General features: G+C 67.9%; 24 protein-coding genes. 15 read left to right on the forward strand and 9 right to left on the reverse strand.

Features of this window, described 5'->3' with window-relative positions:
* Positions 1–25: 25 nt before the first annotated feature.
* The 14 genes from ACZ1DY_RS29355 to ACZ1DY_RS29420 all read left to right on the forward strand — a co-directional run bounded on the left by ACZ1DY_RS29355 (position 26) and on the right by ACZ1DY_RS29420 (position 15,988).
* The gene (locus ACZ1DY_RS29355) at positions 26–1,795 is read left to right on the forward strand and encodes an ABC transporter permease (RefSeq protein WP_465481581.1); all 1,770 of its coding nucleotides are present in this window, start codon (positions 26–28) and stop codon (positions 1,793–1,795) included.
* Complete coding sequence (locus ACZ1DY_RS29360; protein WP_465481582.1) at positions 1,788–2,918, forward strand: ABC transporter ATP-binding protein; 1,131 nt, start codon at positions 1,788–1,790, stop codon at positions 2,916–2,918. Before ACZ1DY_RS29355 ends, ACZ1DY_RS29360 begins: the two co-directional genes overlap by 8 nt.
* Before the next feature lie 36 nt (positions 2,919–2,954).
* Positions 2,955–4,043: an isocitrate/isopropylmalate dehydrogenase family protein gene (locus ACZ1DY_RS29365; protein WP_465481583.1), complete on the forward strand. Its 1,089-nt coding sequence runs from the start codon at positions 2,955–2,957 to the stop codon at positions 4,041–4,043.
* Positions 4,044–4,074: 31 nt separating this feature from the next.
* Positions 4,075–4,743 (forward strand): aspartate/glutamate racemase family protein, encoded by a 669-nt coding sequence (locus ACZ1DY_RS29370; RefSeq protein WP_465481584.1) that lies wholly within the window; start codon positions 4,075–4,077, stop codon positions 4,741–4,743.
* Positions 4,740–5,996, forward strand: coding sequence for a 3-oxo-tetronate kinase (otnK, locus tag ACZ1DY_RS29375; protein WP_465481585.1), 1,257 nt, complete (start codon positions 4,740–4,742; stop codon positions 5,994–5,996). The genes ACZ1DY_RS29370 and otnK overlap by 4 nt, the downstream gene beginning before the upstream one ends.
* A complete protein-coding gene (gene otnC / locus ACZ1DY_RS29380) occupies positions 5,993–6,640 on the forward strand; it encodes a 3-oxo-tetronate 4-phosphate decarboxylase (RefSeq protein ID WP_465481586.1) in 648 nt (215 codons plus the stop codon). The genes otnK and otnC overlap by 4 nt, the downstream gene beginning before the upstream one ends.
* Positions 6,637–9,291 (forward strand): aconitate hydratase AcnA, encoded by a 2,655-nt coding sequence (gene acnA, locus ACZ1DY_RS29385; protein ID WP_465481587.1) that lies wholly within the window; start codon positions 6,637–6,639, stop codon positions 9,289–9,291. Before otnC ends, acnA begins: the two co-directional genes overlap by 4 nt.
* Complete coding sequence (locus tag ACZ1DY_RS29390; RefSeq protein WP_465481588.1) at positions 9,288–10,379, forward strand: Ldh family oxidoreductase; 1,092 nt, start codon at positions 9,288–9,290, stop codon at positions 10,377–10,379. Before acnA ends, ACZ1DY_RS29390 begins: the two co-directional genes overlap by 4 nt.
* Positions 10,380–10,495: 116 nt before the next feature.
* Positions 10,496–11,566 (forward strand): isocitrate/isopropylmalate dehydrogenase family protein, encoded by a 1,071-nt coding sequence (locus tag ACZ1DY_RS29395; protein WP_465481589.1) that lies wholly within the window; start codon positions 10,496–10,498, stop codon positions 11,564–11,566.
* A complete protein-coding gene (locus ACZ1DY_RS29400; protein ID WP_465481590.1) occupies positions 11,566–12,939 on the forward strand; it encodes an NAD-dependent succinate-semialdehyde dehydrogenase in 1,374 nt (457 codons plus the stop codon). Before ACZ1DY_RS29395 ends, ACZ1DY_RS29400 begins: the two co-directional genes overlap by 1 nt.
* The gene (locus ACZ1DY_RS29405) at positions 12,939–13,352 is read left to right on the forward strand and encodes a cupin domain-containing protein (protein WP_465481591.1); all 414 of its coding nucleotides are present in this window, start codon (positions 12,939–12,941) and stop codon (positions 13,350–13,352) included. Before ACZ1DY_RS29400 ends, ACZ1DY_RS29405 begins: the two co-directional genes overlap by 1 nt.
* 101 nt (positions 13,353–13,453) lie before the next feature.
* Complete coding sequence (locus ACZ1DY_RS29410; RefSeq protein WP_465481592.1) at positions 13,454–14,746, forward strand: CitMHS family transporter; 1,293 nt, start codon at positions 13,454–13,456, stop codon at positions 14,744–14,746.
* A gap of 11 nt (positions 14,747–14,757) precedes the next feature.
* The gene (locus ACZ1DY_RS29415; protein WP_465481593.1) at positions 14,758–15,054 is read left to right on the forward strand and encodes an antibiotic biosynthesis monooxygenase family protein; all 297 of its coding nucleotides are present in this window, start codon (positions 14,758–14,760) and stop codon (positions 15,052–15,054) included.
* Between the two features lie 58 nt (positions 15,055–15,112).
* The gene (locus tag ACZ1DY_RS29420; protein WP_465481594.1) at positions 15,113–15,988 is read left to right on the forward strand and encodes a GntR family transcriptional regulator; all 876 of its coding nucleotides are present in this window, start codon (positions 15,113–15,115) and stop codon (positions 15,986–15,988) included.
* A gap of 190 nt (positions 15,989–16,178) precedes the next feature.
* On the opposite strand, the gene ACZ1DY_RS29425 is transcribed toward ACZ1DY_RS29420, so the two are convergent.
* Positions 16,179–16,310 carry a hypothetical protein gene (locus ACZ1DY_RS29425; RefSeq protein ID WP_465481595.1) on the reverse strand — a complete coding sequence of 44 codons (132 nt, stop codon included), beginning with the start codon at positions 16,308–16,310 and terminating at the stop codon, positions 16,179–16,181.
* 193 nt (positions 16,311–16,503) lie between these two features.
* Positions 16,504–16,899 carry a heavy metal-responsive transcriptional regulator gene (locus ACZ1DY_RS29430; RefSeq protein WP_465481596.1) on the reverse strand — a complete coding sequence of 132 codons (396 nt, stop codon included), beginning with the start codon at positions 16,897–16,899 and terminating at the stop codon, positions 16,504–16,506.
* Positions 16,900–16,994: 95 nt separating this feature from the next.
* Here ACZ1DY_RS29430 and ACZ1DY_RS29435 point away from each other — a divergent pair, with 95 nt between their 5' ends.
* Positions 16,995–17,960, forward strand: coding sequence for an alkylmercury lyase family protein (locus tag ACZ1DY_RS29435; RefSeq protein WP_465481597.1), 966 nt, complete (start codon positions 16,995–16,997; stop codon positions 17,958–17,960).
* Positions 17,961–18,112: 152 nt separating this feature from the next.
* On the opposite strand, the gene ACZ1DY_RS29440 is transcribed toward ACZ1DY_RS29435, so the two are convergent.
* The 7 genes from ACZ1DY_RS29440 to ACZ1DY_RS29470 all read right to left on the reverse strand — a co-directional run bounded on the left by ACZ1DY_RS29440 (position 18,113) and on the right by ACZ1DY_RS29470 (position 25,591).
* The gene (locus ACZ1DY_RS29440) at positions 18,113–18,238 is read right to left on the reverse strand and encodes a bacteriocin (RefSeq protein ID WP_465481598.1); all 126 of its coding nucleotides are present in this window, start codon (positions 18,236–18,238) and stop codon (positions 18,113–18,115) included.
* A 378-nt stretch (positions 18,239–18,616) separates the two neighbouring features.
* Positions 18,617–20,860, reverse strand: coding sequence for a peptidase domain-containing ABC transporter (locus tag ACZ1DY_RS29445; protein ID WP_465481599.1), 2,244 nt, complete (start codon positions 20,858–20,860; stop codon positions 18,617–18,619).
* 35 nt (positions 20,861–20,895) lie between these two features.
* A complete protein-coding gene (locus tag ACZ1DY_RS29450) occupies positions 20,896–21,078 on the reverse strand; it encodes a hypothetical protein (protein WP_465481600.1) in 183 nt (60 codons plus the stop codon).
* A 32-nt stretch (positions 21,079–21,110) separates the two neighbouring features.
* On the reverse strand, positions 21,111–21,470 hold the full coding sequence (locus tag ACZ1DY_RS29455) for an ArsR/SmtB family transcription factor (protein ID WP_465481601.1): 360 nt from the start codon (positions 21,468–21,470) through the stop codon (positions 21,111–21,113).
* Positions 21,471–21,720: 250 nt separating this feature from the next.
* Complete coding sequence (locus ACZ1DY_RS29460; RefSeq protein ID WP_465481602.1) at positions 21,721–22,470, reverse strand: DUF169 domain-containing protein; 750 nt, start codon at positions 22,468–22,470, stop codon at positions 21,721–21,723.
* An 836-nt stretch (positions 22,471–23,306) separates the two neighbouring features.
* Positions 23,307–24,326 carry a hypothetical protein gene (locus ACZ1DY_RS29465; RefSeq protein WP_465481603.1) on the reverse strand — a complete coding sequence of 340 codons (1,020 nt, stop codon included), beginning with the start codon at positions 24,324–24,326 and terminating at the stop codon, positions 23,307–23,309.
* A 101-nt stretch (positions 24,327–24,427) separates the two neighbouring features.
* Entirely contained in the window at positions 24,428–25,591 is a 1,164-nt protein-coding gene (locus ACZ1DY_RS29470; protein ID WP_465481604.1) for a hypothetical protein, read from the reverse strand.
* Positions 25,592–26,224: the final 633 nt, after the last annotated feature.

Below are 26,224 nucleotides of genomic sequence, written 5' to 3' on the forward strand. Positions count from 1 at the left end.
AGACGACGATCGGAGCGCATGCGACATGACAGTCCAGACCAAACCCCCACGAGTGAGCCCGCCTGTCGCGGGCGCGGCATTGCCCACTCCGCGATACCGGCGCCTGCTCGGCGCGCGCCGGGAGCTGTGGGTGCAGTACGCGGTACTGGCCTTTCTGGCCGTGCTGGTGCTCGCCCCGGTCGTCCCGACCCTGATCCAGTCCGTACTCGACCGGCCACTGTACGAGGTCGGCGGGATCTTCACCCTCGACAACTACGTGCGGCTGTTCACCGAGGCCGGGTTCGGCAAGGTGGTGCTGAACACCGCGCTGTTCGCCATCGGCACCACGGCGCTGACCCTGCTGATCGCGGTGCCGATGGCCGTGCTGGTGGTCCGGACGAAACTGCCGTTCGGCCGGATCTTCGCCGGAGCGATGCAGTGGCCGTTCTTCATCTCCTCGCTCATCCTCGGCTTCGGCTGGATCACGCTCTACGGACCCGCCGGGTTCGTCAGCACCGCGGTCCGTGACTGGATCGGCGTCGTGCCGTGGAACCTCTACTCCATCCCCGGGATGGCGATCACCGAGGCGGTGGCGCTGGCTCCGATCGCCTATGTGTTCTGCGCCAACGCGTTACGCAAGTCCGACGCCTCGCTGGAGAGCGCCGCGCAGGTGTGCGGCGCCCGGCCGATGCGGATCCTGGTCACGGTCATCGTCCCGATGCTGCGGCCGCCGATGGTGTACAGCTCCATCTTGGTGTTCAGCATGTCGGTGGAGACGCTCAGCGTGCCGCTGCTCTACGGCCAGCCCGTTGGTATCAGCGTCTTCTCCACTTTCCTCTACACCAACGGTTTGCAGTCGATCGATCCGGACTACGGCATTCTGGGGGCGGCGTCGACGCTGATTCTCCTCGTCACCGTCGGGCTGGTCGCGATCCAGGCGAAGCTGCTCAAGAACGCGCAACGGTTCGTTTCGGTGCGGGGCAAGGCGACCCGGCCGCGCAAGCTCGAACTGGGTCCGCTCAAATGGGTCGGCGTCGCGGCGATCACCGTCTACGTGGTGTTCGGGGCGCTGCTGCCGATCGGTGGGCTGGTGTTCCGGTCCTTCACCCGCGTGTTCACCCCGCTGCAGAATCCCTTCCAGAGCATCACGGGTGCCAATTACGAGCGGGTGTTCGGTTTCTCGGCCTACGTCCAGTCCATCTGGAACAGTCTGCTCGTCGCCGGGATCGGCGCGGTGGCCGTGAGCCTGGTCGCGGTGCTGGCGGTACTGGTGTCGAAACGCTCGACCTTCCGCCACCGCAAGCTCGTCGAGTACCTCGCGCTGGCTCCGCAGGCCATTCCAGGGATCATCATCGGCATCGGGTTGTTCTGGGCTTTCGCTTACTTGCCCTTGGGTCTGGGCGGTCTTGTGCAGGGAACGCTGGTCGCCCTGGTCATCGGGTTCGGGTTGCGCGCCCTGCCCTCGGGGTTCGGTTCCATCGCGCCGTCGGTGCTGCAACTCGGACAGGAACTCGACAACGCGGCTCGGGTTTCGGGCGCGGACTGGGTGCGCACGTTCACCTCGGTGCTGGGCAGGCTGCTCACCCCGGCGTTCGCGGGGGCGGTCATCCTCACCTTCGTCACCATGCTCAAGGAGTACTCGCCGGCGATCTTCCTCGCCTCGGCCGACTCCAACATCATCGGCACGACCATGCTCGAGCTCTGGGTCCAGGGCAACACCGGTTCCGTGGCCGCGCTGGCCACCGTCCAGATCGCCATCACCGCCGCGTTCGTCGGTCTCGCCGGGCTACTCATGAGGGGACATACCGATGCCTGAAGTCACCGTCCACCAGCTGCACAAGAAGTTCGGCACGACCACCGTGCTGAAGGAAGTCGACTTCACCATCCACGACGGCGAGTTCTTCACCCTGCTCGGCCCCAGCGGCTGCGGGAAATCGACCACGCTGAACTGCATCGCCGGGCTGGAACGACCCACCGGCGGCCGGATCACCGTGGGTGACACCGTTTTCGTCGATTCGGAGACCGGGACCTTCCGCACTCCCGAGGAACGCAATCTCGGCATGGTGTTCCAGTCCTACGCGCTCTGGCCGCATATGACGATCGCCGCGAATCTGGCGGTACCGCTGAAGATCCGCAAGACCGGCAAGGACGAGCAGGTCCGGCGCATCACCGACGCATTGGAGAAGGTCGGGCTCGCGCATCTGCGGGACCGCTATCCTCATCAGCTCTCCGGCGGCCAGCAACAGCGTGTCGCGCTCGCCCGTGCACTGGTCTACTCCCCCAGTGTGCTGCTGCTCGACGAACCTCTGTCCAATTTGGACGCCAAGCTGCGCGAGCAGGCCCGCGCCTGGCTCAAACGGCTGCAGGAGGATCTCGGCATCACCACCGTCTACGTCACCCACGACCAGGACGAGGCTCTCGCACTGTCGGACCGGATCGCCGTGATGAGCGAAGGCGACATGCTCCAGATCGGCAGTCCGCACGAGATCTACGAACAGCCCGCCGCTGCGGCGGTCGCGGCCTTCGTGGGACGGTGCAACTTCCTGCGGGGCAACGTCGAGGCCTTCAGCGACGAGCGCATCGACATCCGGCTCGACGCCAGCGGCCAGGTCGTCACCGTCGCCTCCGCCACATCCGTGACCGCGGGCCAAGACGTCACCGTCGCCATCCGCCCCGAGAAGCTCGACGTCGTCCCCGAGGACGAGACCGGCGAGGCCGCGGGAAACGTTCTGTCCACCGAAATCCTGACCCGCTCCTACGTCGGTTCGCGCTACGAGTACGACGTGCGCCTCGGCGATCACGTGGTACAGGTCGAGAGCACTCAGCCCGGTCTGTCCGGCCGGGTCGGTCTCACCTTCGCCCCAGACGCGGCCCTGCTCTACCCGGAGGCCGCGCTTCCTTCGGACGAAGCCGAGGAACTGCTCACTCTCCAGGTTTGACCCCCGACCGCTCCACTCCTGCGAAAGGCAGCAACAGTGACCAACACCCCGTACCGCCGCTACCGCCTCGGTGTCCTCCACGGCGACGGCATCGGACCCGAGATCGTTCCGTCCGCGGTCGCGATCGTCGACGCGGCGCTCGCCGCCGCAGGCGTCGAACCCGTCGAATGGGTCGAACTGCCGCTCGGCGCCTCGGCGATCGAAACCCACGGCGCGCACACCCCGGAAAGCACGCTCGAAGCGCTCGCCGGCCTCGACGCATGGCTGCTTGGGCCGCACGACAGCGTGTCCTATCCCGAACCGTTCAAGTCCCAGCTCAACCCCAGCGGGACCATCCGCAAGCACTTCGGGCTCTTCGCCAACATCCGTCCCGCCAAGGCTTTCCCCGGTGGTAACGCGGTGGTGGAGGACACCGATCTGATCATCGTCCGTGAGAACACCGAAGGTTTCTACGCCGACCGCAACACTTTCGCCGGCACGGGTGAGTACATGCCGAGCCCCGACGTCGCGATCGCCATGGGCATCATCACCCGCGCGGCGACCGAGCGGATCGCGCGCACGGCGTTCGCACTGGCCGAGACCCGTGGCAAGAAGCTGACCATCGTGCACAAGGCGAACGTGCTCAAGCTGACCACCGGGCTGTTCCGGAAGGTCTGCCTCGAGGTCGCCGCGGACCACCCGGACGTCACCGTCGACGACTTCCACATCGACGCGATGACGATGAAGCTGGTCCGCAAGGCCGACGAGTTCGACGTAATCGTCACGGAGAACATGTTCGGCGACATCCTTTCCGACCTCGCCGGGGAGATCGCGGGATCGCTCGGCATCGCGCCGTCGGTGAACTCGTCGGACACTCACGCGATGGCGCAGGCCGCGCACGGGTCCGCACCCGACATCGCCGGGCGGAACGTGGCGAACCCGATCGCGATGGTGCTCTCCAGCGCCATGCTGCTGGAGTGGCTGGCGGCCAAGAACGACGACACCCGGATGCGCGACGCGGCCGCGCGGGTGGAGAACGGCGTCACCGCAACGGTCACCGGCGGAACGAGTACCCGCGACCTCGGCGGCTCGGCATCCACCACCGAGTTCACCGACGCCGTCGTCGCGGCCATCGCCACGGCCTGATTCCCCGAGCCCCGACCGAAAGGCCGATTCCTTGACCGGGCACCAGCCCCTCGTGGCGATCGTCCACGCCACCCCCGCCGCCCTGGCACCGGCCGCGTCCGCCTTCTCCGACGTGTTCCCGGACGCGCGACTGCGGAACCTCCTCGACGACACCCTGATCGGTGACGCCGAACGAGCGGGCGGGCTCACCGCGCCGCTGCGTAAGCGCATGCGGTCCTTGATCCGCTATGCCGTCGACGGCGGCGCCGACGCGGTCCTGCTGAGCTGCTCGCTGTACGGGCCTGTCGCCGACGAGTTCGCGGCAGAGCTGGACATCCCCGTGTTGTCCTCCGACGCGGCACTGTTCGACGAAGTCCTCCGGCGGGCGCCTCGGAGGGCGCACGTCCTCGGACCGATCGAGGCGGGCACCCAGGACACGGTGCGACGGCTGCGGGCCGCGACGGGGCCGGACACGGCCGTGTCCGGCTCCGTCGTCGAGGGCGCCCGAGACGCGCTGGCCACCGGTGACACCGATCGGGCGGCTCGGCTGGTGATCGGAGCCGCCCAAGCCGCACCGGATGCGGATCTGGTGCTGCTGGGGCAGTTCTCCCTCGCACCGACCCGCGACGCGGCGCAGGGGGCACTGTCGGTTCCGTTGCTCAGTCCGCCCCATCTGGCCGCGACGGCAATCCGGTCGGCGCTCGCGAAGGCTCCGGCATGAGCCCCCGAATCGGCTGTGTGGCCGACGATCACACCGGCGGTGGCGACGTCGCGGCGGCGCTGCGCCGCGCCGGCCTCCGGACGGTGCTGCGATTCGGCGTTCCCGCGGAGGACGCTCGCATCCCGGACTGCGACGCCGTCGTTGTGGCCCTCAAATCCCGGAGCGTTCCGGCCTCGCGGGCGGTGGCCGACTCGGTCGCCGCGCAGCGATGGCTCGCCGGTCTCGGCGTCTCCCGCTTCTACTTCAAGTACTGCTCCACCTTCGATTCCACCGACGAAGGCAACATCGGACCCGTCACCGACGCGCTCCTCGATCGGATCGACGGCACGCCGACGCTCATCTGCCCGGCGTCGCCCGAACACGGCCGCACCAGCTACCGCGGCCATTTGTTCGTCGACGGTGTGCTGCTGTCCCGGACTTCGATGCGGAACCACCCGCTGACCCCGATGACGGACCCCGATATCGTCCGGGTGCTCGGCAGGCAGACACCGCACCGCGTGGGGCTTCTGCCGCTGGAGGTCGTCCGGCGCGGTTCCGCCGCCGTCCGCGCCGAGGTCCATGCGCTCGGCGAGGACGGCGTCCGCCACATCGTCGTCGACGCGATCGAGGACGATGACCTGCTCACCGTCGCTCAGGGCACCGACGATCTACCGCTGACCACGGGAGGCGCCGGGCTGGCGGGGGCGATGGCCCGGGTGGCCGCACCGCCCGGCGGCCGCACCGCCACCCGGACGGAACTCCCGGCCGGACCGGGGGTGATCCTCGCCGGGAGCTGTTCGACGACGACGCTCGCCCAGCTCGATCACGCACTCGAACGGTTCCCCGCCCACCGGCTCGATCCGGTGGCCACCCCGGACCCCGCCCACCTCGCCGAGACCGCACTGGCCTGGCTGGAAAACCACCTCGGCGGCGGCCCTGTCGTCCTCTACTCGTCCGCGACTCCCGACGAACGTGCCCGGGCACGAGCGGCCATGGGCCCCGAAACCGCCGGGATCCTCGAACACACCCTCGGTGTCCTCGCCCGGCGCGCCACCGAACTCGGCGTACGCCGCGTCGTCGTCGCTGGCGGCGAGACCTCCGGCGCGGTCACCGCGGCACTCGACATCGACCAGGTGGTGATCGGCGAGGAAGCCGATCAAGGCGTCCCGTGGTGCACCACTGTCGGGCCGCGGCCCCTGGCCCTGTTGCTCAAGTCCGGGAACTTCGGCCGTTCCGACCTCCTCGTCCGCGCCATGGAAGGAAGCACGGCATGACCGCGACCCCGCTCGGCGCCGTCCCCCACCGCGCGCAGATCGTGGAACTCGGCCGGTCGCTGTTCGCCCGGCGCCTGACCTTCGGCCGCACCGGGAACATCAGCGTCCGCCAGGGTGAGCACATCCTCGTCACTCCGACCGGGGTGAGCCTCGGCACCCTCGACGCGGACAAGCTCTCGGTGATCGACCTCGCCGGGCGGCACGTGGACGGGCCTCGTCCGTCCAAAGAGGCGTTCCTACACGCGGCGGTCTACCGTGCCCGGCCGGACTCGGGCGCCGTCGTCCACCTGCATTCGACGTACTCGGTCGCCGTGTCATGCCTGGCCGACGTCGACCCGGCCGACGTCCTCCCGCCGATCACCGCCTACTACGCGATGCGGGTCGGGACGCTTCCGCTCCTGCCGTACCACGCTCCCGGCGACGACACGCTGGGTCCGCTCGCCGAGCAGACCGCACGGCGCCACCACGCGATGCTGCTCGCCAACCACGGTCCGGTCGTGGCCGGGGCCGACCTCGCCGCCGCGGCCGACATCGTGGAGGAGCTGGAGGAGACCGCGCGGCTGCACCTGGTGCTGCAAGGGCATCGCACGCGGCCGCTGACCGCCGAACAGGTCGCGGCCCTCCGACCGGCGGACCGGACATGAGCACCCCACGCCTTCCGGGACGGGACGACTTCGGGACCAGGGCCACGCTCGAGGTCGGAGCGGAGCACTTCCTCATCCACCGCATCTCCGCTCCCGCACCGGCCGATCTGCCCTACACCCTGCGGATCGTGCTGGAGAACCTGCTCCGCCACCAGGACGGCGCCGCCGTCACGACAGGCCAGATCGAGGCACTGCTGCGGTGGGGCGGGCCCGGGGTGCACGACACCGCTGTCGCCCTGCACCCCACGCGGATCTTCTTGCACGACACCAACGGCGTGCCCGTGCTGGCCGACATCGCCGCCATGCGGCACGCGATGGCCGGGCTGGGCGGTGACCCGCGCCGGGTCAACCCGGCGATCCCCTCCGAGCTGGTGATCGATCACTCGGTCATCGCCGACGTCTTCGGCAGGCCCGACGCGATGGCGCGCAACGTCGAGATCGAGTACGAGCGCAACGCCGAGCGCTACCGCTTCCTCAAGTGGGGGCAGCAGAATCTGGAGAACTTCGCGGTCGTACCGCCGGGCACCGGGATCATGCACCAGGTCAACCTCGAGTATCTGGCCCGCGTGGTGATGGCCGAACAGGGATGGGCCTACCCGGACGTCTGCCTGGGCACCGATTCCCACACCACGATGGTCAACGGCCTCGGCGTGCTCGGCTGGGGTATCGGCGGCATCGAGGCCGAAGCGGCCATGCTGGGCCAGTCACTGTCCCTTCTGATCCCGCCCGTCGTCGGCGTCCGCCTGCGGGGCGAACTGCCCGAGGGCACGACCGCGACGGACCTCGTGCTGACCATCACCGAGCTGATGCGCGCGCACGGTGTGGTCGGCAAGTTCGTCGAGTTCTCCGGACCCGGCGTCGCGGCCATCGGGCTGGCCGACCGGGCGACGATCGCCAACATGAGCCCCGAATTCGGCTCTACCTGCGCGTACTTCCCGATCGACGACGAGACTCTGCGGTACCTGAGATTCAGCGGTCGCTCCGCGGAGCGGGTGAACTTGGTCGAGGCCTACGCGAAGGAACAGGGGCTGTGGCACGAACCCGACCGGGCACCCGCCTATTCGGAGCACGTGGAACTCGATCTGTCCACAGTGGTCCCTTCGTTGGCCGGACCGCGCCGTCCCCAGGACCGGGTACGGCTCGACAAGGCCAAGGAGGGCTTCCGGCGGGCCGTCACCGATCTGGATCCGCCGTCGCGTGACCCGGTCCCGGTCCGGCTCGGCGGTGACGAGCACCTCCTCGGCCACGGAGCCGTCGCCATCGCGGCGATCACCTCGTGCACCAACACCTCCAACCCGGCGGTCATGGTGGCGGCGGGGCTGCTGGCCCGCAACGCCGTCCACGCGGGGCTGAGCCGCAAACCCTGGGTCAAGACCAGTCTCTCGCCGGGCTCCCGCGTGGTCACCGACTACCTCGACGCGGCCGGGCTGACGTCCTCTTTGGACGAACTGGGGTTCCATCTGACCGGATTCGGCTGCATGACGTGCATCGGCGCATCGGGTTCGCTGATCGAAGAGGTCACCGCCGCGGTCGACGAGCACGACCTGACCGTCGCCGCGGTGCTTTCGGGCAACCGCAATTTCGACGGCCGCATCAACCCCGACGTCCGGATGAACTACCTCGCGTCACCACCACTGGTCGTCGCCTACGCGCTCGCGGGCACGATGGACCTCGACCCGTTCACCGAACCACTGGGCACCGGCGCGGACGGGAAACCGGTGTACCTGCGCGACATCTGGCCGACTTCGGCACAGGTCCGCGAGGTCGTCGACGAGTGTTTGCGTCCGGAGATGTTCACCGAGGTCTACCGCGACGTGTTCGCCGGGGACGACCGCTGGCGGCGACTCGAGGCCCCGGCCGGGGAGACCTTCGCCTGGGACGACGAGTCCACCTATCTCCGGCGTCCGCCGTATTTGGACGGAATGCGCGCGGAACCCGGCCGGACCGAGGACATCCTCGGCGCCCGTGTGCTCGTCAAACTCGGCGACTCGGTGACGACCGACCACGTGTCCCCGGCGGGGGCGATCCCGCCCGGCACACCCGCCGGGCGATACCTCGACGGGCTCGGCGTCACCCGGTTCGAACTGAACACCTACGCCTCCCGCCGCGGCAACCACGAGGTCATGATGCGCGGCTGCTTCGCCAACGTGCGGCTGCGCAACCAACTCGTCCCCGGTCGGGAAGGCGGTCACGCGATCGCCCCTGCCGGCGACGTGACCAGCGTCTACGACGCCGCACTCAGGTTCGAGACCGAGGATGTCCCGCTGGTGGTGCTCGCGGGCCGGGACTACGGCGCCGGGTCGTCGCGCGACTGGGCTGCCAAAGGTCCCGCGCTGCTGGGCGTCCGCGCGGTACTGGCCGAGTCCTTCGAGCGGATCCACCGATCCAACCTGATCGGCATGGGTGTGCTGCCCCTGCAGTTCGCCTCGGGGCAGTCGGCCGGAACCCTGGGTCTCACCGGCCACGAGACCTTCGACATCCGCGGCCTCGCCGGGGCCGAGCCCGGCCGCTATCCGAAAACGGTCGCGATCGAGGCGGACGGGCGCCGGTTCGAGGCGATCGTGCGGCTCGACACCGTCCGGGAGCAGGAATACCACCACCACGGCGGGATCCTGCCCTTCGTCCTGCGCGACCTGCTGCGGAAACCATGACCACCGAAGGGATCTTTCGACCGAGGACGATCACCGTCGACGCCCGCGCACTCACCACCGCGGGCATCCGCATCCTGAGCGCGGCCGGAGTTCCGCGGGCCGACGCCACGCTGGTGAGCGAAAGCCTGGTCACCGCCGACCTGTGGGGACATCCGTCGCACGGCATGCTCCGCCTGAGCTGGTACGTCGCCCGGCTGCGATCCGGGGTGATGAAGCAGGTGACCGAACCGCGACTGCTCGGCGGGCTCGGCGCGGTGGCGGTGCTCGACGGCGCCGACGGTATCGGCCAGGTCATCGCCGACCGAGCCTGCAAGCTCGCCGTCGAACGCGCGGATGTCCACGGCGTCGGCGTGGTCGCCGTGCGCAACAGCAACCACTTCGGGACCGCGGCCTACTGGACGCGCCGGATGGCCGAGGCGGGCTGCGTCGGGATCCTGACCACCAACGGCAGTCCCGCGATGGCGCCTTGGGGCGGCCGGGAAAAGACCGTCGGAGCCAATCCCTGGTCCATCGCCACCCCGGGCGGCTCGCACGGCCCCGTCGTACTCGACATCGCGAACACCGGTGTCGCTCGGGGAAAGATCTACGCCGCACTACAACGGGGCGAGGCGATTCCCGAGTCCTGGGCGATCGACGCCGACGGCGCTCCCACCGCCGACCCACGGGCGGCGATCGAGGGCATCCTCGCGCCGATGGCCGGGCACAAGGGGTACGGCATCGCCTTCATGATGGACGTGCTCTCCGGCGTGCTGACCGGCAGTTCCTACGCCACCGATGTCGTCGGGCCCGCTGTGCCGGACCGCCGTTCGGGCTGCGGGCACCTGGTCCTCGCCCTGCGTGTCGATGCCCTGCACGAACCCAGCCGGTTCGCCTCGCGGATTGACGACCTCATTACCAGGACCAAGGAGGTCCCGCTCGCCCCGGGCGCCTTGGAGATCTACTACCCCGGCGAGATCGAGGAACGCGCAGAGACCGCCGGCCGGACGGACGGCGTGCTCCTGCCGGCGAAGACACTCGGCGAACTGCACGACCTCGCCGCGGCCTGCGATGTCGAGATCGATCTCCCACGGCCGGAGGTCGCCGCTTGATATCCGCCAGCTTGGTACAACGCCATTGCAAAATACCAAATGGCGTTCTACTGTCCCTCGCATGCGGCGGCCGCGACCGGCCGCGGCCGCATCGCACGCAATCGGAAGGAAACCGCGTGGAAATCCTTGTCCTGCCCGGAGACGGCATCGGCCCCGAGATCACCGAGGCCTCTCTCGACGTGCTCACGGCCGCGGACCGGCTGCTCGACCTCGGCCTCGAATTCGAGACGAAGGACATCGGCCTGAAGGCCCTGACCGAACGCGGCACCACGTTGCCCGCCGAGGTGATGGAGCGCATCCCCCAGGTCGATGGAGTGCTGCTCGGGCCGGTGTCGCATTACGACTACCCGTCGCGTGCCGAAGGCGGGATCAACCCGTCGGCCGAGCTGCGCACGGTATTCGAACTGTTCGCGAACGTGCGCCCGTGCCGGTCCCACGCCGAGTTGTCGATCCTGCGGCACCCGATGGACCTGGTGATCGTCCGCGAGAACACCGAGGGCTTCTACTCCGACCGCAACATGTATGCCGGCTCGGGCGAGTTCATGCCTGATCCGGACCTGGCCATCTCCCTGCGGAAGATCAGCGCCAAGGCGTGTGAGCGGGTCGCGCGTACCGCGTTCGAACTCGCTGCCGGCCGCCGCAAGAAGGTCACGGCGGTGCACAAGGCGAACGTGGTGAAGCTGTCCGACGGACTGTTCCTGCGGGAGGTCCGCAAGGTCGCCGCCGAGTTCCCCGCCGTGGAACTCGAGGAGTTGATCGTCGACGCCGCGGCGGCCCTGCTCATCCGGCGGCCGCACACCTTCGACGTCCTCGTCACCACCAACATGTTCGGCGACATCCTGTCCGACGAAGCCTCCGAACTCTCCGGCAGCCTCGGCCTCGCCGGTTCGATCAACGCCGGCCACGACATCTGCGTCGGCCAGGCCCAGCACGGCTCGGCGCCGGACATCGCCGGACAGGGCGTCGCCAATCCGACGTCACTGATCCTGTCCGCCTCGATGCTGCTCGATTGGCTGGGCCACAAGCACGACAAACCCGCTCTGGTCCAGGCCGCCGAGCTGATCGGCGCGGCCGTCGACGAGGTGCTCGCCGACCCGGCCACCCGCACCCGCGATGTCGGCGGCGACCTCGGCACCGCCGCTTTCGCCGCCACCGTCCGGGAAACCCTCGAAAAGGCGGCCCGTTGATGATCGTCTCCATCGACCCGGCAACCGAGAAAGAACTGGCACGTTTCGAGCCGCACACCGCCGCCGAAATCGACGCCGCCCTCGACGCCGCCGTCACCGCCCAGCGTGCGTGGCGCTCGCGGCCGGTGGGTGAACGCACCGGGCTCCTTCGTGAACTGGCCCGTGTCCTGCGGGCGGGTAAGCAGCGCTACGCGCGGCTGATCACCGCCGAGATGGGCAAACCGATCGCCGAAGCCGAGGCGGAGATCGAAAAGTGCGCGGTCACCTGCGAGCACTACGCCGAGCACGCCCCGGCCTACCTCGCCGACCGGCCGGTGGCGTCCAACGCGACCGAGTCCCTGATCGTCCACGACCCGCTGGGCGTGGTGCTCGCGGTCATGCCGTGGAACTACCCGTTCTGGCAGTTCTTCCGGTTCGCCGCACCCGCGTTCGCCGCGGGGAACGGCGCGATCCTCAAGCACGCCAACAACGTCCCGCAATGCGCGCTCGCCGTCGAACAGGTCGTCCGTGAAGCGGGCGTCCCGGACGGTCTCTTCAGGACGGTCCTGGTCGAAGTCCCCGCGGTGGCCGGATTGATCGCCGACGACCGGATCGCCGCGGTCACCCTCACCGGCTCCACCGAGGTCGGTGCGATCGTCGCAGCCCAGGCCGGTGCCGCGCTGAAGAAGCAGGTGCTCGAACTCGGCGGATCGGATCCGTTCATCGTCCTCGCCGACGCCGACGTGCCCGCCGCCGCGGCGACCGCGGTCAAGGCCCGTTTCACTAATGTGGGGCAGTCCTGCGTCAACGCCAAGCGATTCATCGTCGAAGAGGCGGTGGCCGACGAGTTCGTCGCCGCGTTCACCGAAGCCGCCGCCGCGCTGAAGGTCGGCGACCCCACCGAGCGGGACACCGCCATCGGCCCGATGGCCCGCGCCAACCTGCGCGAAGCCCTGCACCGTCAAGTCGTCCGCACCGTGCAGGCGGGCGCCGAGGTGCTCACCGGCGGAGAGCCGGACGCCGGTCCGGGATTCTTCTACCCGCCGACGGTTCTCGATCACGTCACGCCCGGTATGGCGGCCTTCGACGAGGAGACCTTCGGCCCGGTCGCCGCGATCACCCGCGTCGCCGATCCAGAACAGGCGGTCGAACTGGCCAACCAGACCGAATTCGGCCTCGGCGCGGCCCTGTGGACCACGAATGTCGACCGGGCACGGCAACTCGCCCGCGCCCTCGACGCCGGTGCCGTCTTCATCAACGGCCTGGTCGCTTCCGACGCCCGTCTTCCCTTCGGCGGCATCAAGAAGTCCGGCTACGGCCGGGAACTGGGTGCCGATGGCATCCGCGAATTCGTCAACCTCAAAACACTGTGGATCGGACCGGTGACCGCCTGATGTGCCAGAGTTTCCCCGCGTCGGTCTTGCGACCGGCCGAGCTGACGGCGTTCTCCCGCGGCGGCGGTGCCGCCACCATCCCGCTCGTCACCCGTGCGCGCGGTGCCCAGGTATTCCTCAATGGACAGACGCTGTTCGACGGTGGCGCCGGAATCCCCCTGCACACGCACAACTGCCCCGAAAGTGTCGTCATCCTCGAAGGCGACGCCATCGTCGAGATCGACGGCACCGAACACCAGCTCACCAGGTTCGACACCACCTACGTCGACGCCGGCGTGCCGCACCGCTTCCGCAACGCCAGCGCCACCGCGCCCATGCGGATCCTGTGGACTTACGCCTCGATCGAGGCGACCCGAACGATCGTCGAAACCGGGGTCACCACCCGGGTCGACGCCGAACACCAGCGGTCCTGAACCACCTCCCCTCCCCGGGGTGACTGCCACAGCGCAGTCGCCCCGGCCCTCGGCCTGCCCGGAAAACCCTCCCGGCCCGCCCAAACTGTGGAGAAGCAACGATGCTCGCTACACTGGGTTTCCTCACCCTGGGCACTTTCATGGTGCTCGTCATGCGTAAGTACGCCACCGCGTTCGTCGCGATCATCGCCGCGCCCGTGCTGTTCGCCATCATCGCCGGGCGCGGTGCGGACCTCGGCGAAATGGCCATCAAGGGCATCGAAACCGTTGCACCGACCGGGGTGCTACTGCTGTTCGCGGTGCTCTACTTCGGCGTCATGATGGACGCCAAGCTGTTCGACCCCATCTCCAACGGGATCATCCGGCTGTCCAAAGGGGACCCGGTCCGCATCTGCGTCGGCACGGCGATCCTCTCCCTGCTCGTCGCTCTGGACGGCGACGGCACCACCAGCTACATGATCATCTGCTCGGCGTTTCTGCCGATCTACCGCCGCATCGGGATGAACCCGCTGGTGATCGCGGCGATCGCGACGATGAGCCTCGGGCTGATCAGCGGAGCGACACCGTGGGGCGGAGCAGCCACCCGCGCCATCAGCGTCCTCCATCTCGACGCCACCGAGTACTTCGTCCCGCTCATCCCCTCACTGCTGCTCACCTCGGCCTTCGTCATCCTGCTCGCCTACCTGCTCGGCCGAGGACAACGCAAGCGCGTCGACAGCCAGGCCATCACCGATCTCGCCGCCGAAATCGCCGACCGTGAACCGAACCGAACGGCACTACGCGACTGGAAAATGTGGGTCAACGCCGCGCTCACCGTGCTGCTGCTCGTGCTGCTCGTCGCCGGAGTCGCCCCGCTGGTGACGTTGTTCATGGGCGGCTTCGTCATCGCCTTGCTGGTCAACCACCCGAAGATCGCCGAACAGGGCGAGGTCGTCAAACGCCACGCCGCCAGCGCCGTCCCGGTCGTCATGCTCGTCCTGGCCGCCGGCATCTTCACCGGAATCCTCTCCGAGACCGGGATGGTCGACGCGATGGCCTCGACCTTGCTCTCCGCCGTCCCCGATTCGCTCGGCAACCTGATCCCCCTGTTCACCGCCCTCATCGGCCTGCCGCTGAGCTTCTTCATGTCCAACGACGCCTACTTCTTCGGCGTGCTACCCGTGCTCGCCGAATCCGCGGCCCAGCACGGCATCGCCTCCTACGAGATCGCGCGCGCCGGCGTCGCCGGGCAGATGCTGCACTCCATCGGCCCCGCCTCCGCACCGCTCTGGGTCCTGCTCGGGCTGATCAAGAAAGACCTGGGCGAGTTCCAGCGGTTCTCGCTCGTCCCGGTCACCGTCGCTTCCCTGGCCATGGTCGGCTTCACCCTGCTCACCGGCGCCATCACCCTCTGAAAGGACCCGGCATGATCACCGAAATCGCCCTCATCGAGGTCGCCCCCGGCGACGAACAAGCCTTCGAAGAGGCCGTCGCGACCGCCGTCCCGCTGTTCAAGTCCGCCGACGGCTGCCACGGCGTCCGATTGCACCGCAGCGCGGAGTTCCCGCAGCGCTATCGCCTCATGGTCGACTGGGAGACCGTGGACCACCACACCGAACTCTTCCGTGGCTCTGCCGCGTTCGACCGCTGGCGCGAACTGGCAGGACCGTTCTTCGCCAGTCCTCCCCAAGTGGAACACGTGCACGACGTGCTCCGGCACTGAGCTCGAGCGCGGGTACGATCGGCCGCTGGAACGATCACCGGAAGGACGGGTCCCGACCATGGCGCCGACCCCGCTGACCCGGCAGACCGCCGCCCGCATCGTCGACCTCATCCGCGCCGAGAAGACTCCCGCGGGTACACGCCTGGTCGAACGCACCCTCGCCGAACAGCTGAAGGTCTCGCGCTCCCCAGTGCGCAGCGCCCTGCGCCTGCTCGCCGACGACGGCATCGTCGGCGTCGCCGACACAGGCGGCTACACCGTGCTGCACACCGGGGACAAGCTCACTGACCTGCCCTCCGGCGACGCCGACGAGACGGAAGCCCTCTACCTACGGGTGGCAGCCGACCGGCTCGACGGCGTCCTTCCCGACCGCGTCACCGAAAACCGGCTCGCCCGCGACTATGGCCTCACTCAGGCCCAACTCGCCCACATGCTCCGTCGCATCAACGCCGAAGGCTGGATCGAGCGCCTGCCCGGCTACGGCTGGCAGTTCCAGCCCATGCTCACTTCTCTTCAGGCCTATCAGGACAGCTATCGCTTCCGGCTGCTCATCGAACCCACCGCCATCCTCGAGCCGACTTTCGAACTCGACCGCACCGCACTCGAAAAGGTCCGCGCTCAACAGCAAAAGCTTGTCGACGGTGACATCCACACTGTAGGGAACGCCGAGCTGTTCGACCTCAACAGCGGTTTCCACGAAACCGTCATCGAATGCAGCCACAATGTCTTCTTCATCGACTCCCTACGCCGTCTCGACCGGCTACGCCGCCTCATCGAATACCGCCGATCACTCCCCCGCGACCGCGCGGTCATCCGCTGCCAAGAACACGTCGACATCGCCGATCTCCTGCTCGCCGGCCGACGAGAAGAAGCCGCCGAGTACCTCCGCCGGCACCTCGACACGGTCAGCATGGAGAAGTCAGCAGACACCTGACGCGGCCCACCGGATGCCCCGAAGGGGTCAGATCGTTCGCTGCCGACCGTCGCGCCTGCCGTGCTGGTCAAGCCAAACTGCGTGGAACACTTGTTGTACTGCGCTGAGCAACAATTCCTTCAAACACTACCTCCGCGCCCGGCCCGTGGCGAGCCCGCTGCCTGGGGCCTCGACCCCGCCAACACAGCAGCTACACGCCAGCCGCCAGGCCCTTCGCCGCGCGGATCACGAACACGAAATCGACCCAGGCGTGAGCATCGGCGTCATCGGAGAGGCGGTGGGCCTCTTCACCGTCGACGAGATCCTCGGACCGGCCGGCCACGCTGTCACTCTCCGGTCAAGTGCGTTGGCTTCATCGCCATACTCGCCATCGCCGTCGCGGCGGCATTCGGCGCCACCTTCTTGCCGGAGAATGCTGTCACCTACCTCGCGACCGCACCGACTTCGACGAGGTTAAGCAGGCCGATGCCGATCAGGACGTTTGGCAGCAGCATGTGCGGGCGCTGACGGCTCGATCAGCGGGCGAAGATGCCGCAGACGGCGGTGCTGGCGCAGGAGGCCGCGGGATAGGTACTGGCCCGTGTCTTGAGCTGGTTCAGGCCCTGCTCGGCCGCGCGCAGGTCGGCGATGCGGCGGCGAACGTTACCGAGATGGTGATCGATGAGTTCACCGACGCGATCGCACGGGGCTTGGCCGGTGTCTCGGATGGCGAGGATGTCCCGGATATCGGCCAGGGAGAGACCTGCGGTCTGGGCGGTGCGGATGAACTCGAGCCGGTGCGCGGTATCGGGGTCGTAGTCGCGGTAGCCGCTGGATGTGCGAGGCGGTTCAGGCAGCAGGCCGGCCTGCTCGTAGTACCGGATCGTCTTGGTGCTGACCGCGGCGGTCCGGGCGAGTTCGCCGATGCGCATGGTGCCGATGCTACGCCTTGACCTTCCAGTCGAGGGGAAGGTTTACGGTCGTCATCGGATTCGTCGCGCGTGCCACGAAGCAGAGGACGGGTGTCATGGAATTGGTCGTACTGTCCGTTCCGGACTGTCCACATGTTGCACTCCTGGACGATGCGCTGCGGGATGTGCTCGGCGATCGCCAGGGCGTCCGGGTGGTTCACCGCCAGGTCCGCGACCAGGACCAGGCTGAGCGGGAGGGCATGCATGGTTCGCCAACCCTGCTGGTGAATGGGATTGACCCGTTCGTGGCGCCAGGTTCACAGCCGAGCGTGTCGTGTCGGCTGTTCCGTGACGAGGACGGCCGGGCGCGGCCCGCGCCGTCGAGGGCGGCCTTGGTCGCCGCGCTCGCCCGTGCGGGTGGAACCGCGTCATCGCTGTGGAGGCTATCGACGCGGCTACGCGAGATCTTGGGTGCCGGTGGTCAGCGGCGCCGTGCCCCGGAGGAGCGGGGCCAGCGGGCGATTCAGCAGGCGGTCCTGCGTTCCTTCACCGCTACGGGGCGTCCGCCGACGTCGGACGAGTTGGCGCGGGTGGCGGCGGAGTCCTCGACCACGGCCTCGCAGGTGCTGGCCGCGTTGCATCGTGGCGACTTTCTCCGGCTGGACGAGGCTGGGCGTATCACCGCGGCCTATCCGTTTTCGGCGCTCCCGACCCGGCATCGGGTCACACCGGAGGGTGGGGTGACGGTGTTCGCGATGTGCGCGGTCGACGCTCTCGGGATCCCGGCGATGCTGGCCACGGACGCGGAGGTCGTCTCGACCGCGCCTGACGGCGCCGACGTCGTCGTCGCAGTACGCGGCGGCCGTCCCGGGGCCGAGCCGTCGACGGCCGTGGTCTTCGTGGGCACAAGCTGTGACGCGGGGCCGGCCGCGGAGGTGTGCTGCGGCCATGTGAACTTCTTCAGTAGCCGCGCTGCTGCCGAGTACTGGGCCACGGCACATCCCGACGTCCAGGGAACGATTCTCGATATGGAGGAGGCGGGCGAGCTGGGGCGGGAGATCTTCGGCTCGCTCCTGGCTTGAGGGGCTCGGTCGGCGGTGCGAGCGGGTTTCGCGGGAAGATGCGTACTGCGCTCGTTCACGCGGGCGTGAGATGGGTGTGGTGAGCGGACCAGGGTAAGACTGGTCCGCTCACCACACGTTCATTCATCCGCGGTCATCGCGGACGTCGGCATCTATTCGGGCTTGCAGATGCAGTCGCCGTCCACGCTGCTCGCGCAGATTTGTGCGCCCTGGCCGCCCTGGATCTCGTCGAGTTCGGTCTCGGTGAGTTCCTGCGGTGGGGCAGTCGTGATCTCCATGTGTGTCACCTCCTGTCGCATGCCGATGCGGTCTCAGCGCCGGGTGTGGCGTGAGCGTCGAGAACCCGTGACAGGCGGTGGCCAACCGTCACGCCGGGCTCCGGGCGTACAACGGTGACGCGGCCAATCGGGTTTCACGGCAGGATGGCGGTTGCGCCCCCGTGGTGGCGGGCGTGAGATAGCCGGGTGGCGGGCGGGCCAGCGAGCGACTGGCCCGCCCGCCACCTGGTTCTCCTCCGATACTCGGTGTGGCCGGTCAGCAGCCGCAGCCGCCGTCGGGGGTCAGGGTGCAGCACGGGTCGCCGTTGTGGCCGCCGTGAATCTCGTCGAGTTCGGCTTCGGTGAGTTCGGGCGTGACGAGGGTGTCGTCCATGGTGTTCACCTCCTTTCGGCATCTGGTGTGGCGTGGTTCTCGCCGCCTGCAGTGGCGGTGAGCAGGGAGGCCGGGCTCGCCGGCTCGGTGGTGCCGCTCGCGTGGTGGCCGTTGGATGTCTGGTCGATCTGCGCTGCGACGAGCCGGGCGTAGTGCTCGCCGTGGGCGAGCAGGTCGTTGTGGGTGCCGTGTTCGGCGAGGCTGCCGTGGTGCAGGACGAAGATCTGGTGGGCGTCGCGGACGGTGCTCAGCCGGTGCGCGATGACGATCTGCACGCATTTCAGTTCGGCGAGGTTGCGGTGGATACAGGCTTCGGTGGCGGCGTCGAGGTGGCTGGTGGCCTCGTCCAAAAGCAGGATCTGGGGTTCGCGCACGAGAGCACGGGCGAGGGCGAGGCGTTGCCGTTGCCCGCCGGAGAGACCGCTGCCGCGCTGGGCGAGCTGAGTGCCGTAGCCCATCGGCATCGCGGTGATCTCTTCGTGCAGGCACGCCAACCGGGCCGCGCGTTCGATCTCTTCGGCGGGAACGGTGGTGTCGCGCAGGGTGATGTTGTCGGCGATGGTGCCGGCGAACACGAACGGTTCCTGTGGCACGACACCGATCTGAGCTCGCAGCGCGCGGGGATCGAGGTCGCCGGCTTCGATGCCGTCGAAGCTGATGTGCCCGCTGGTGGGGGTGTAGAGGCCGAGCAGCACCATGCCGAGGGTGGTTTTGCCGGAGCCGGTGGCGCCGACGACGGCGACCTTCTCGCCGGGCTCGACACGGACGCTGATGTCGCGCAGGACCGGCGGGCTGAACAGGTCGTAGCGGAACCCGACCTGTTCGAGGTCGATGCGGCCACGTAGCCGGTGGCCCGCGGCGGCGGGGTCGCTGCGTTCGGCCGGGCTGTCCAGGACGTCGGCGAGTCGTTGCAGCTGGGCACCGGCCAGTTGCAGCCGTTGCCCGTTGGCCACCACCGTCGCCAGCGGCGACACGATGGCCGACGCGAGCCAGGCGACCGCCAGCATGGTGCCGGGGGTCATGGTGCCGTCGAGCACGCGGGTCGCGCATAGCCACAGCACCAGCAGCGGCGTCAGCACCCGCAGCGCCGTGGTGACGGCGTCGACGACAGCGGCGAGGTAGGTCCGGCCGAGCGTGGCGCTCATCCAGCCGGACAGCAGATGTCCCAGGCGACCTAGGGCACGGTCTTCGGCCGCGGCGGCCTTGTAGGTGGCGATCCCCTCCAGGGATTCGACGAGATAGCCCTGGGTTTCGGCCTGGGTGGCCAGATCAGCGGCCATCCGCTCGCGGACCGAGCGAGTGGTGGCGATCAGCAGCATCACCACCGCGGCCAGAACACCCAGCACCGCCAGCGCCACGGGCAGGTCAAGTGCCGCGAGCACTCCGAGGTAGGCCAGGACCAGTACGGCGTCCAGCAAGGATCCGAGGGTTTGGCCGGTCATCAGATCACGCAGCATCGCGATGCTGCCGAAGCGGGTGACGAGATCGCCGGTGCTGCGCTGTTCGAAAAACCGCAGCGGCAACCGGAACAGATGCGCGCTGAACCCGAGCAGCGCGGCGGTGTCCAGGCGGCCCTGCAGATAGACCAGCAGCGACGATCTCAACAACGTGTTGACCAACTGCGCCACGGCGACCACCGCGATGCCGATGCCCATCAGCGGGAGCACGTCGGTGGTCCGCAACGCCGGCAGGTCGTCGACGACGGTGCGGGTGGCCAGCGGCATCGCCACCACCAGCGCCTGCGCGACGATGCTGACCGCGAGCACCTGCAGCAGCAGCGCCGTCGTCCCGGGTAGCCGCCACAGCGAGCGGGCATAGGTCCGCCAGAAGAGCTCCCCAGCCGACGGTCGCGGCTCGAACTCGTCGCTGGGGCCTGCCGTGAGGACCGCGCGGCCGAGGCCGGTGCGGAACTCTTCGGCTGTCACGCGGCGGCGTCCGCGGCGGGGGTCCACGATGTCGACCCGTCGTGGCGACATTCGTTCCACGACAACGAAATGGTTGCCTTCCCAGTGCGCGATCGCGGGCAATGCGACGGTCTCGAACGCCTCGGGGGAGGCGGCGTAGCCCGACATCGTCAGACCGCAGGCGCGTCCGGCGCGCAGCAGCCCGCCCGCGCTGACTCCGTCCCGGCCCGGGGCGCACAGCTCCCGCAGTTCCCGCACCGGCGTGTGCCGCCGGTGATAACTCAAGATCATCGACAGGCACGCGAGACCGCATTCGGCGTTGCTCGACTGCAATACCAGCGGCACCCGGCCACGTCGCCGCGCGAACCTCGCCGTGCGCGTCACAGCAGCCGCCCGATCACGATCCCCAGAACCGCGAGACAGATCGCGGCCACCGCAAGCAAGCCCCACAACAGCCGTAGTGCCGGTGCCCGCACCGCTGCCGGGAGTATGTCGCGCTCCCGGCCCGCGAGCAGCTGGGTGTCGTCATCGGTGAACAGGACGCGTTTCTTGTTGTCCCCCATCGGTTCCCCACCCTCTCGACACTGCGGTCCGGTCACGATCTCGCGGTGGCCGTCTCCTGCGTCGCCGCGTCGCGATCGTTTCGCCGCGGTGCGACATCCAAATCGATCACCGCGGACAGGTGTTCCGTCGCCACACGATCGACCGAGTAGTACGCCCAGATCCCGCGCTGCTCGCGGCGCAGCAGCCCTGCCGAGACGAGTTGCTTGAGATGGTGACTCACGGTGGATTGCGCGAGTTCCATCGCCATGGTGATGTCATAGACGCACACAGGAGAGCTCTGGCGGGCCAGGAGATTCACCAGCTGCACCCGATGCGGGTGCCCGAGGGCCTTGAACAGCACCGAGATCTGCTTGGCCTCGTCGGCGGGCAGCCGCGGCGTCGTCAAGGGCACGCTGCACAACGGAACCCCGGACGGCGGGATTGGGGCGCACTCGGCCTCTGACGGGGCGACCACCACGGTCCGCTCCACTCGAGTCACGCCAACCCCCTCATCGAGATACCTCGATGTACTAGATCCAGATTCTTCGATGTGTGCGACCGTACGAGTCCCTTGTTCAGGGCACAACCCCTGCCACCGGAATGGTCCAACCACCGGCGGCAGGGGTTGTCACAACGCGTGCATCACCACAGCGACCTCAGGCTCACACAAAGCCGGCCTTCGCGGTCTCGTAGAACTTCTTCATCTCGGCGTTTGCGGCCACCGTCGTCTCCAACGCCGACACAAACTCCTCGGCCAGCCCACCGGGCAGGACGGCGAGGATGCGGTCGTCGGCGATGTCGGTGAATGTCCGCATACCGATGCATCCCAGCGCCATCCGCGGCGTCTGGCTCTTCAAGGCCAGCGGCAGCGCTGCACAACCGGGCCTGCCTGAGACATCCATCGGCGACGCGGTCCACTTCGCGTTTCCAGCGGCCTCGTTGTAGATCATCGCCTGCGCTGGCGTCAGCCACAGCAGAATCAGATCGGGCTCGACAGGAAACTCGGCGAGCGGCCCATACACGATCCCCGCACTCTTCTTGCCCACCGAGGGAATGTTCGCCGCCTCGTCAGGGTCGAGATACCGGGCGTCGCACATCGACTGCACCAGGCCGCCGAGTTGCTCACCCGTCGCCTCGGGCAACTCGAACCCCATCACCATCGCCCCGACCGGACAGTTGAAATGTTGTTCGGCAGCGGCGTAAAAAACCCCCTTCTCAGCGACACGCCAGAAGTTACAACTCGACGGAACAGCTTCCGACGACACCGTGACACCGTCGGGTGGTGCGTCAGCGAACGTCAACGCCACCGGCGGCAAATCCGCCGAGAGCAGGTCCTTGATTCGTGTAGCAGCGTGAGCGTGCTCCATTGTGCGCCTTTCACTGGTCATCTGATGGTGGCGGAACACGATCACCAGGCCGACGGCACTCCTTCTACGTGATGGCGGCAGCCCAGCAATGCGGAGTTCCCAGATTTCCTTCGTGCCGACCGAGAAATAATGCGCAGGCTCACCCTCGCCGAAACAAGAGGAAGGGAGCGTGCCACGGACGTCATTGCGGTACGAGCCACGACTTGGCCACCCCACCCCTCGACCTGCGCACTACAAAGCCCGGACCTGGGCCGCGATGATCAAGACGAGATCAGCGAACCCGGGTAGCCGATAAATTCTGCCCCCCATTGAGCAGACAGCGCGTCGTCCACTCGGGTGCAACGTCGAGCCCCTCATCCACCCCGACTGGACACCAGCGAAAACACTAATATCCAACAATTCTCTACGAATACCAGCAAGTACACCCCCGCGTACCGCGAAACACTGCACCAGATTGATTCAGCACCGCCGGATTCGTTTCATACTCGGGCCTCGTCGTGGCAAGCCGTCAGGTTCGGCGACGACACTCGACTGCCGGAACACTGAACCCGGGGAGCAGCGAAAGGAACCGGGCGCACCACTATCACCGATGCGACGTCACCAAACCTGCCGCTGATTCCTTCCCCGCTCACCACCACTTCGTCCATCGCGACTCAGCAGGCACCACTTCCGCTTTACTGGCAGGGTCCGCTATCACAACTAGCGGAATAGCGCCGTGTCGGCGGTTTCCGTACAAGCCGAATTTCGAGCGTCTGAGTTAGGCCTAGACGGGTACCGCCGTGCCGCGACCAGTCCTTCTACCGGCCCGGCCACCGGACGTCGGCCCGGCTCGGTAGCTATACGCCGCACACGTCCAGCAAGGCGGCGGCACAGCGCGACGCCTAGGAATACTCGATGCTGACGAAGATCTGCGCGCGCAGGGCATCGGGTGTCGCTCTCGGATCGTCGAGGACTTTCGGCCGGTCGACGATCCCGGTCGTTGTCAGGAGGACCATCACATCCCAGATCAGTTCGTGGGCGATTACGAGCACAGCTTCGTCACTATGTCCCTCGAGGCCAGGTATGTCCGCATGGTCCCGCAGCAGGGCCCTCGCGACTGTGTCAGCGACCCGCAAGCCAGGGCCGTGAACGGGATCGGACATTCGGCGATGGATGACCGGGATGGCGGGTTCGCCGTCAATCCGGGTGAAGCGCCATATGTCACCGTCTGCGGTGACAAGCGGATCGCCTGGTAGTCCCTCGCCGGCCACCGCGTGCAGGACTGTTCGCAATCCTGGCGCCGAGGCCAGCATGTTCAACCTGTCGACCGTGGATTCCGTCCAGACCATCGTGAGTGCGACACCGGGCTCCGAAACCTCGTTCGTTCCTGCGGCTCCCGCGCGTGGAGGATGGATCGCCCAGAACGCACCGTTCCAATAGGGGCGTTCGAGATTCAACTCCGTAGTGGGCAGCCTGCCCACTGCCCGTAACCGATCCCACACAAGGCCATCGATCACATACCCGAAGATCACTCCGTAGGCACATTCTTCCAGGCCCTGACCAGTCAGATGGTCGACGATGGCCGTCACGTCGGCGCGGATGATCGGAACGATCGCTTCCGCCGCGCCTCTCGTTCTCCCACGCAAGGCCGCCGTCCCAGCCGATCCGAGGACGGGAAACGTCGTGACCAGCCAATCGCCCTTGACGGTCAACAGGTTGTACGCGACCAGCAGCGCAACCTGACTCTCCCGAGGCCGGATGCCGTGTACCGCCAAGTCCGCGAACGTGGTGCCAGCGCGCGCATGGAAGAGAAGACGGCCGTTGTCATCCATCCCCACCACACGGTGCGGAGTGCTTCGAGCGCCGAGACAAAAACAGTGCAGGCCCCAGACCGCCAGATCATCCGGATCTTCGCTCGACATATCCCGGCACTCCCCTCGCACCCAAGGCCATCGACATCATCACGCTAGCGATCACGCCGACCTCGCGCTGGCAGTGTCTGCGATCACCGGTGGGATTGCGGTCAGTCGGCTGGCTGGATGCGCCGGGAAAGCAGGGCGGCGGCGTATCGGTGGTTATGTCCAGCTGCGAGCTTTGTCCACTTCGCTGCCGTCGTCGGGTAGATGCCGAGCAGGTTCTCCAGGACGGACGCCGGTAGCTGCTCGGCGAGGGCGAACATGGCGCTGTTGCGGCTGCTGCGCGTGTTGACGATCCCATGGCGACGCAGGTGCCGGAACAGGGTCGTTGTCGACGCTGGGGTCCCGGGAACTACGCCCGGGAAGAGCCAGGTGGCCTGCTGGGCATCGCTACCGACGTCGTTCAGCAGTTGCCGGCATAGCTGATCCAGCGGCGGAGGCATCTCGAGTGGTTCGGTCCCGAACCTCAGCAGGACGCGCTGCCCTGTGTCGACGATGTCGTTGCTGTTCAGACGGGCGATTCTGGAGATCGGCTGGGCGAACAGCAGCATGAGAAGTCCTGCGACCCGATCCCCTGTCGGCAGGGCGTCGTCGTGGAGGAGCTTGCGGATGCTCGCCCATCGGGCATCCTCGGTTGCACGGTAGTGCGGCGACAGGACGAAGCGCCTGTCGATGACGAGGTTGTGCACGTGCCCGTTGCGGCTGGCCCACCGTAGGAAACCGCGGGCGGGGAACCCGGTCGCCGGGCCTTCGGTGAGCCAGAGATCAATGTCTGCCTGGCGACAGCTTCTGAGTGTTGCGCCGTGCTCGTCGAGCCAGGCCAGGAGCCGGACAACGTGCATGAAGTGCCAGCGGGCACGGGTGTTCTGCCCCCAGCTGATCGGGGTGAGCTGGCGGAGTCGGCGAAGGTAGTGCCATTCGGCGTAACTGCGGGCGAGGTGCTTTGCCGGAGCATCGGCGATCGCGTCCGTGACGGTGCTGAACCACGCCTCGAGGGCGATGAGTAGTTCATCCCGCTCCGGCAGGACGCCGTGCGCGACAAGGACTTTACGGAGCCACCGGACCCGGGCAGGCGGCTGGAGCTCGTCGAGTTCGGCATGAGTCAAGGGGCCGTCGGCCGCGGCGAGCTTCGCGAGCAGGGCAGGGACACCGGCCTTGGTGATCCAGGTTCTGAGGGTGGCTGGTGCTTGCGTCGTGGCGAGCGCGTCGATCAGCGGCTCCAGTTCAGCCCGCATGGTCCCGTCGGCGCGGGCGAGTCGCTGCCGGACCATGTCCTTGACCCAGCAACGAGGGCACTGCCGGCTGCCCAAGGTCACGAGCTGCGCTTGGATGCCGCAGCCTGTGCATTCACCGTGCCGCCGCGGGTCTGTCTTGTCGCAGACACGGCACAGCTTGCCGTCGGGCAGCTGGATCGCGATGCGACGGATCTGGCCGCACCGATCGCAGCGTTGCTTGCGGGGCCTGCAGCTGGAGCAGACGTTGCCCTCGTCTTTCGCCGTGCACCGGGCGCCGCAGTGTGTGCACCGCGGCCACCTTCGTGAGACGCGGTCGTTCTTGCGGCAACCGGAGCAGATCGGCCTTCCGTCCGCGTCCCTGGCAGCGGGAGACTCCAAGTAACCGCAGAACGCGCACGGTTCTTTCGTGCGGGACCGGCAGCACTTCGTGCAGTGAAGGACTCCATCCAGCCGCCGTGTCAACGGCGCGCTCCGGCCGCATCCAGGACAGCACACAGGCGCGATCGACGATCCTGGGGCTGCGGCGAGCGCGTTGATAAACCGGACCACGCGACCAGATCCGTGCGGTGCGTGCCCGGTGAGAAGAGCCGGATGCGCACCGAGTTCAGCGGCTAGCTCTCGTTGTTGTGGCGTTGCCCCCAGATGACGGACTTGGGTTTGTGGAGTAGA

The sequence above is a fragment of the Amycolatopsis sp. PSD-21 genome, from assembly GCF_055561455.1.

What these genes read in the sequence shown, in the direction of transcription:
- ACZ1DY_RS29470 (WP_465481604.1), bottom strand. Translation starts at nt 25,591, where the DNA reads ATGGTCCGGCAGCGACTCGCCCGCGCCGACGGGACCATGCGGGCTGAA.
- ACZ1DY_RS29405 (WP_465481591.1), top strand. Translation starts at nt 12,939, where the DNA reads ATGTGCCAGAGTTTCCCCGCGTCGGTCTTGCGACCGGCCGAGCTGACG.
- ACZ1DY_RS29420 (WP_465481594.1), top strand. Translation starts at nt 15,113, where the DNA reads ATGGCGCCGACCCCGCTGACCCGGCAGACCGCCGCCCGCATCGTCGAC.
- ACZ1DY_RS29440 (WP_465481598.1), bottom strand. Translation starts at nt 18,238, where the DNA reads ATGGAGATCACGACTGCCCCACCGCAGGAACTCACCGAGACCGAACTC.
- acnA (WP_465481587.1), top strand. Translation starts at nt 6,637, where the DNA reads ATGAGCACCCCACGCCTTCCGGGACGGGACGACTTCGGGACCAGGGCC.
- ACZ1DY_RS29355 (WP_465481581.1), top strand. Translation starts at nt 26, where the DNA reads ATGACAGTCCAGACCAAACCCCCACGAGTGAGCCCGCCTGTCGCGGGC.
- ACZ1DY_RS29360 (WP_465481582.1), top strand. Translation starts at nt 1,788, where the DNA reads ATGCCTGAAGTCACCGTCCACCAGCTGCACAAGAAGTTCGGCACGACC.
- ACZ1DY_RS29465 (WP_465481603.1), bottom strand. Translation starts at nt 24,326, where the DNA reads ATGTCGAGCGAAGATCCGGATGATCTGGCGGTCTGGGGCCTGCACTGT.
- ACZ1DY_RS29390 (WP_465481588.1), top strand. Translation starts at nt 9,288, where the DNA reads ATGACCACCGAAGGGATCTTTCGACCGAGGACGATCACCGTCGACGCC.
- otnK (WP_465481585.1), top strand. Translation starts at nt 4,740, where the DNA reads ATGAGCCCCCGAATCGGCTGTGTGGCCGACGATCACACCGGCGGTGGC.
- ACZ1DY_RS29430 (WP_465481596.1), bottom strand. Translation starts at nt 16,899, where the DNA reads ATGCGCATCGGCGAACTCGCCCGGACCGCCGCGGTCAGCACCAAGACG.
- otnC (WP_465481586.1), top strand. Translation starts at nt 5,993, where the DNA reads ATGACCGCGACCCCGCTCGGCGCCGTCCCCCACCGCGCGCAGATCGTG.
- ACZ1DY_RS29450 (WP_465481600.1), bottom strand. Translation starts at nt 21,078, where the DNA reads ATGGGGGACAACAAGAAACGCGTCCTGTTCACCGATGACGACACCCAG.
- ACZ1DY_RS29400 (WP_465481590.1), top strand. Translation starts at nt 11,566, where the DNA reads ATGATCGTCTCCATCGACCCGGCAACCGAGAAAGAACTGGCACGTTTC.
- ACZ1DY_RS29415 (WP_465481593.1), top strand. Translation starts at nt 14,758, where the DNA reads ATGATCACCGAAATCGCCCTCATCGAGGTCGCCCCCGGCGACGAACAA.
- ACZ1DY_RS29435 (WP_465481597.1), top strand. Translation starts at nt 16,995, where the DNA reads ATGGAATTGGTCGTACTGTCCGTTCCGGACTGTCCACATGTTGCACTC.
- ACZ1DY_RS29410 (WP_465481592.1), top strand. Translation starts at nt 13,454, where the DNA reads ATGCTCGCTACACTGGGTTTCCTCACCCTGGGCACTTTCATGGTGCTC.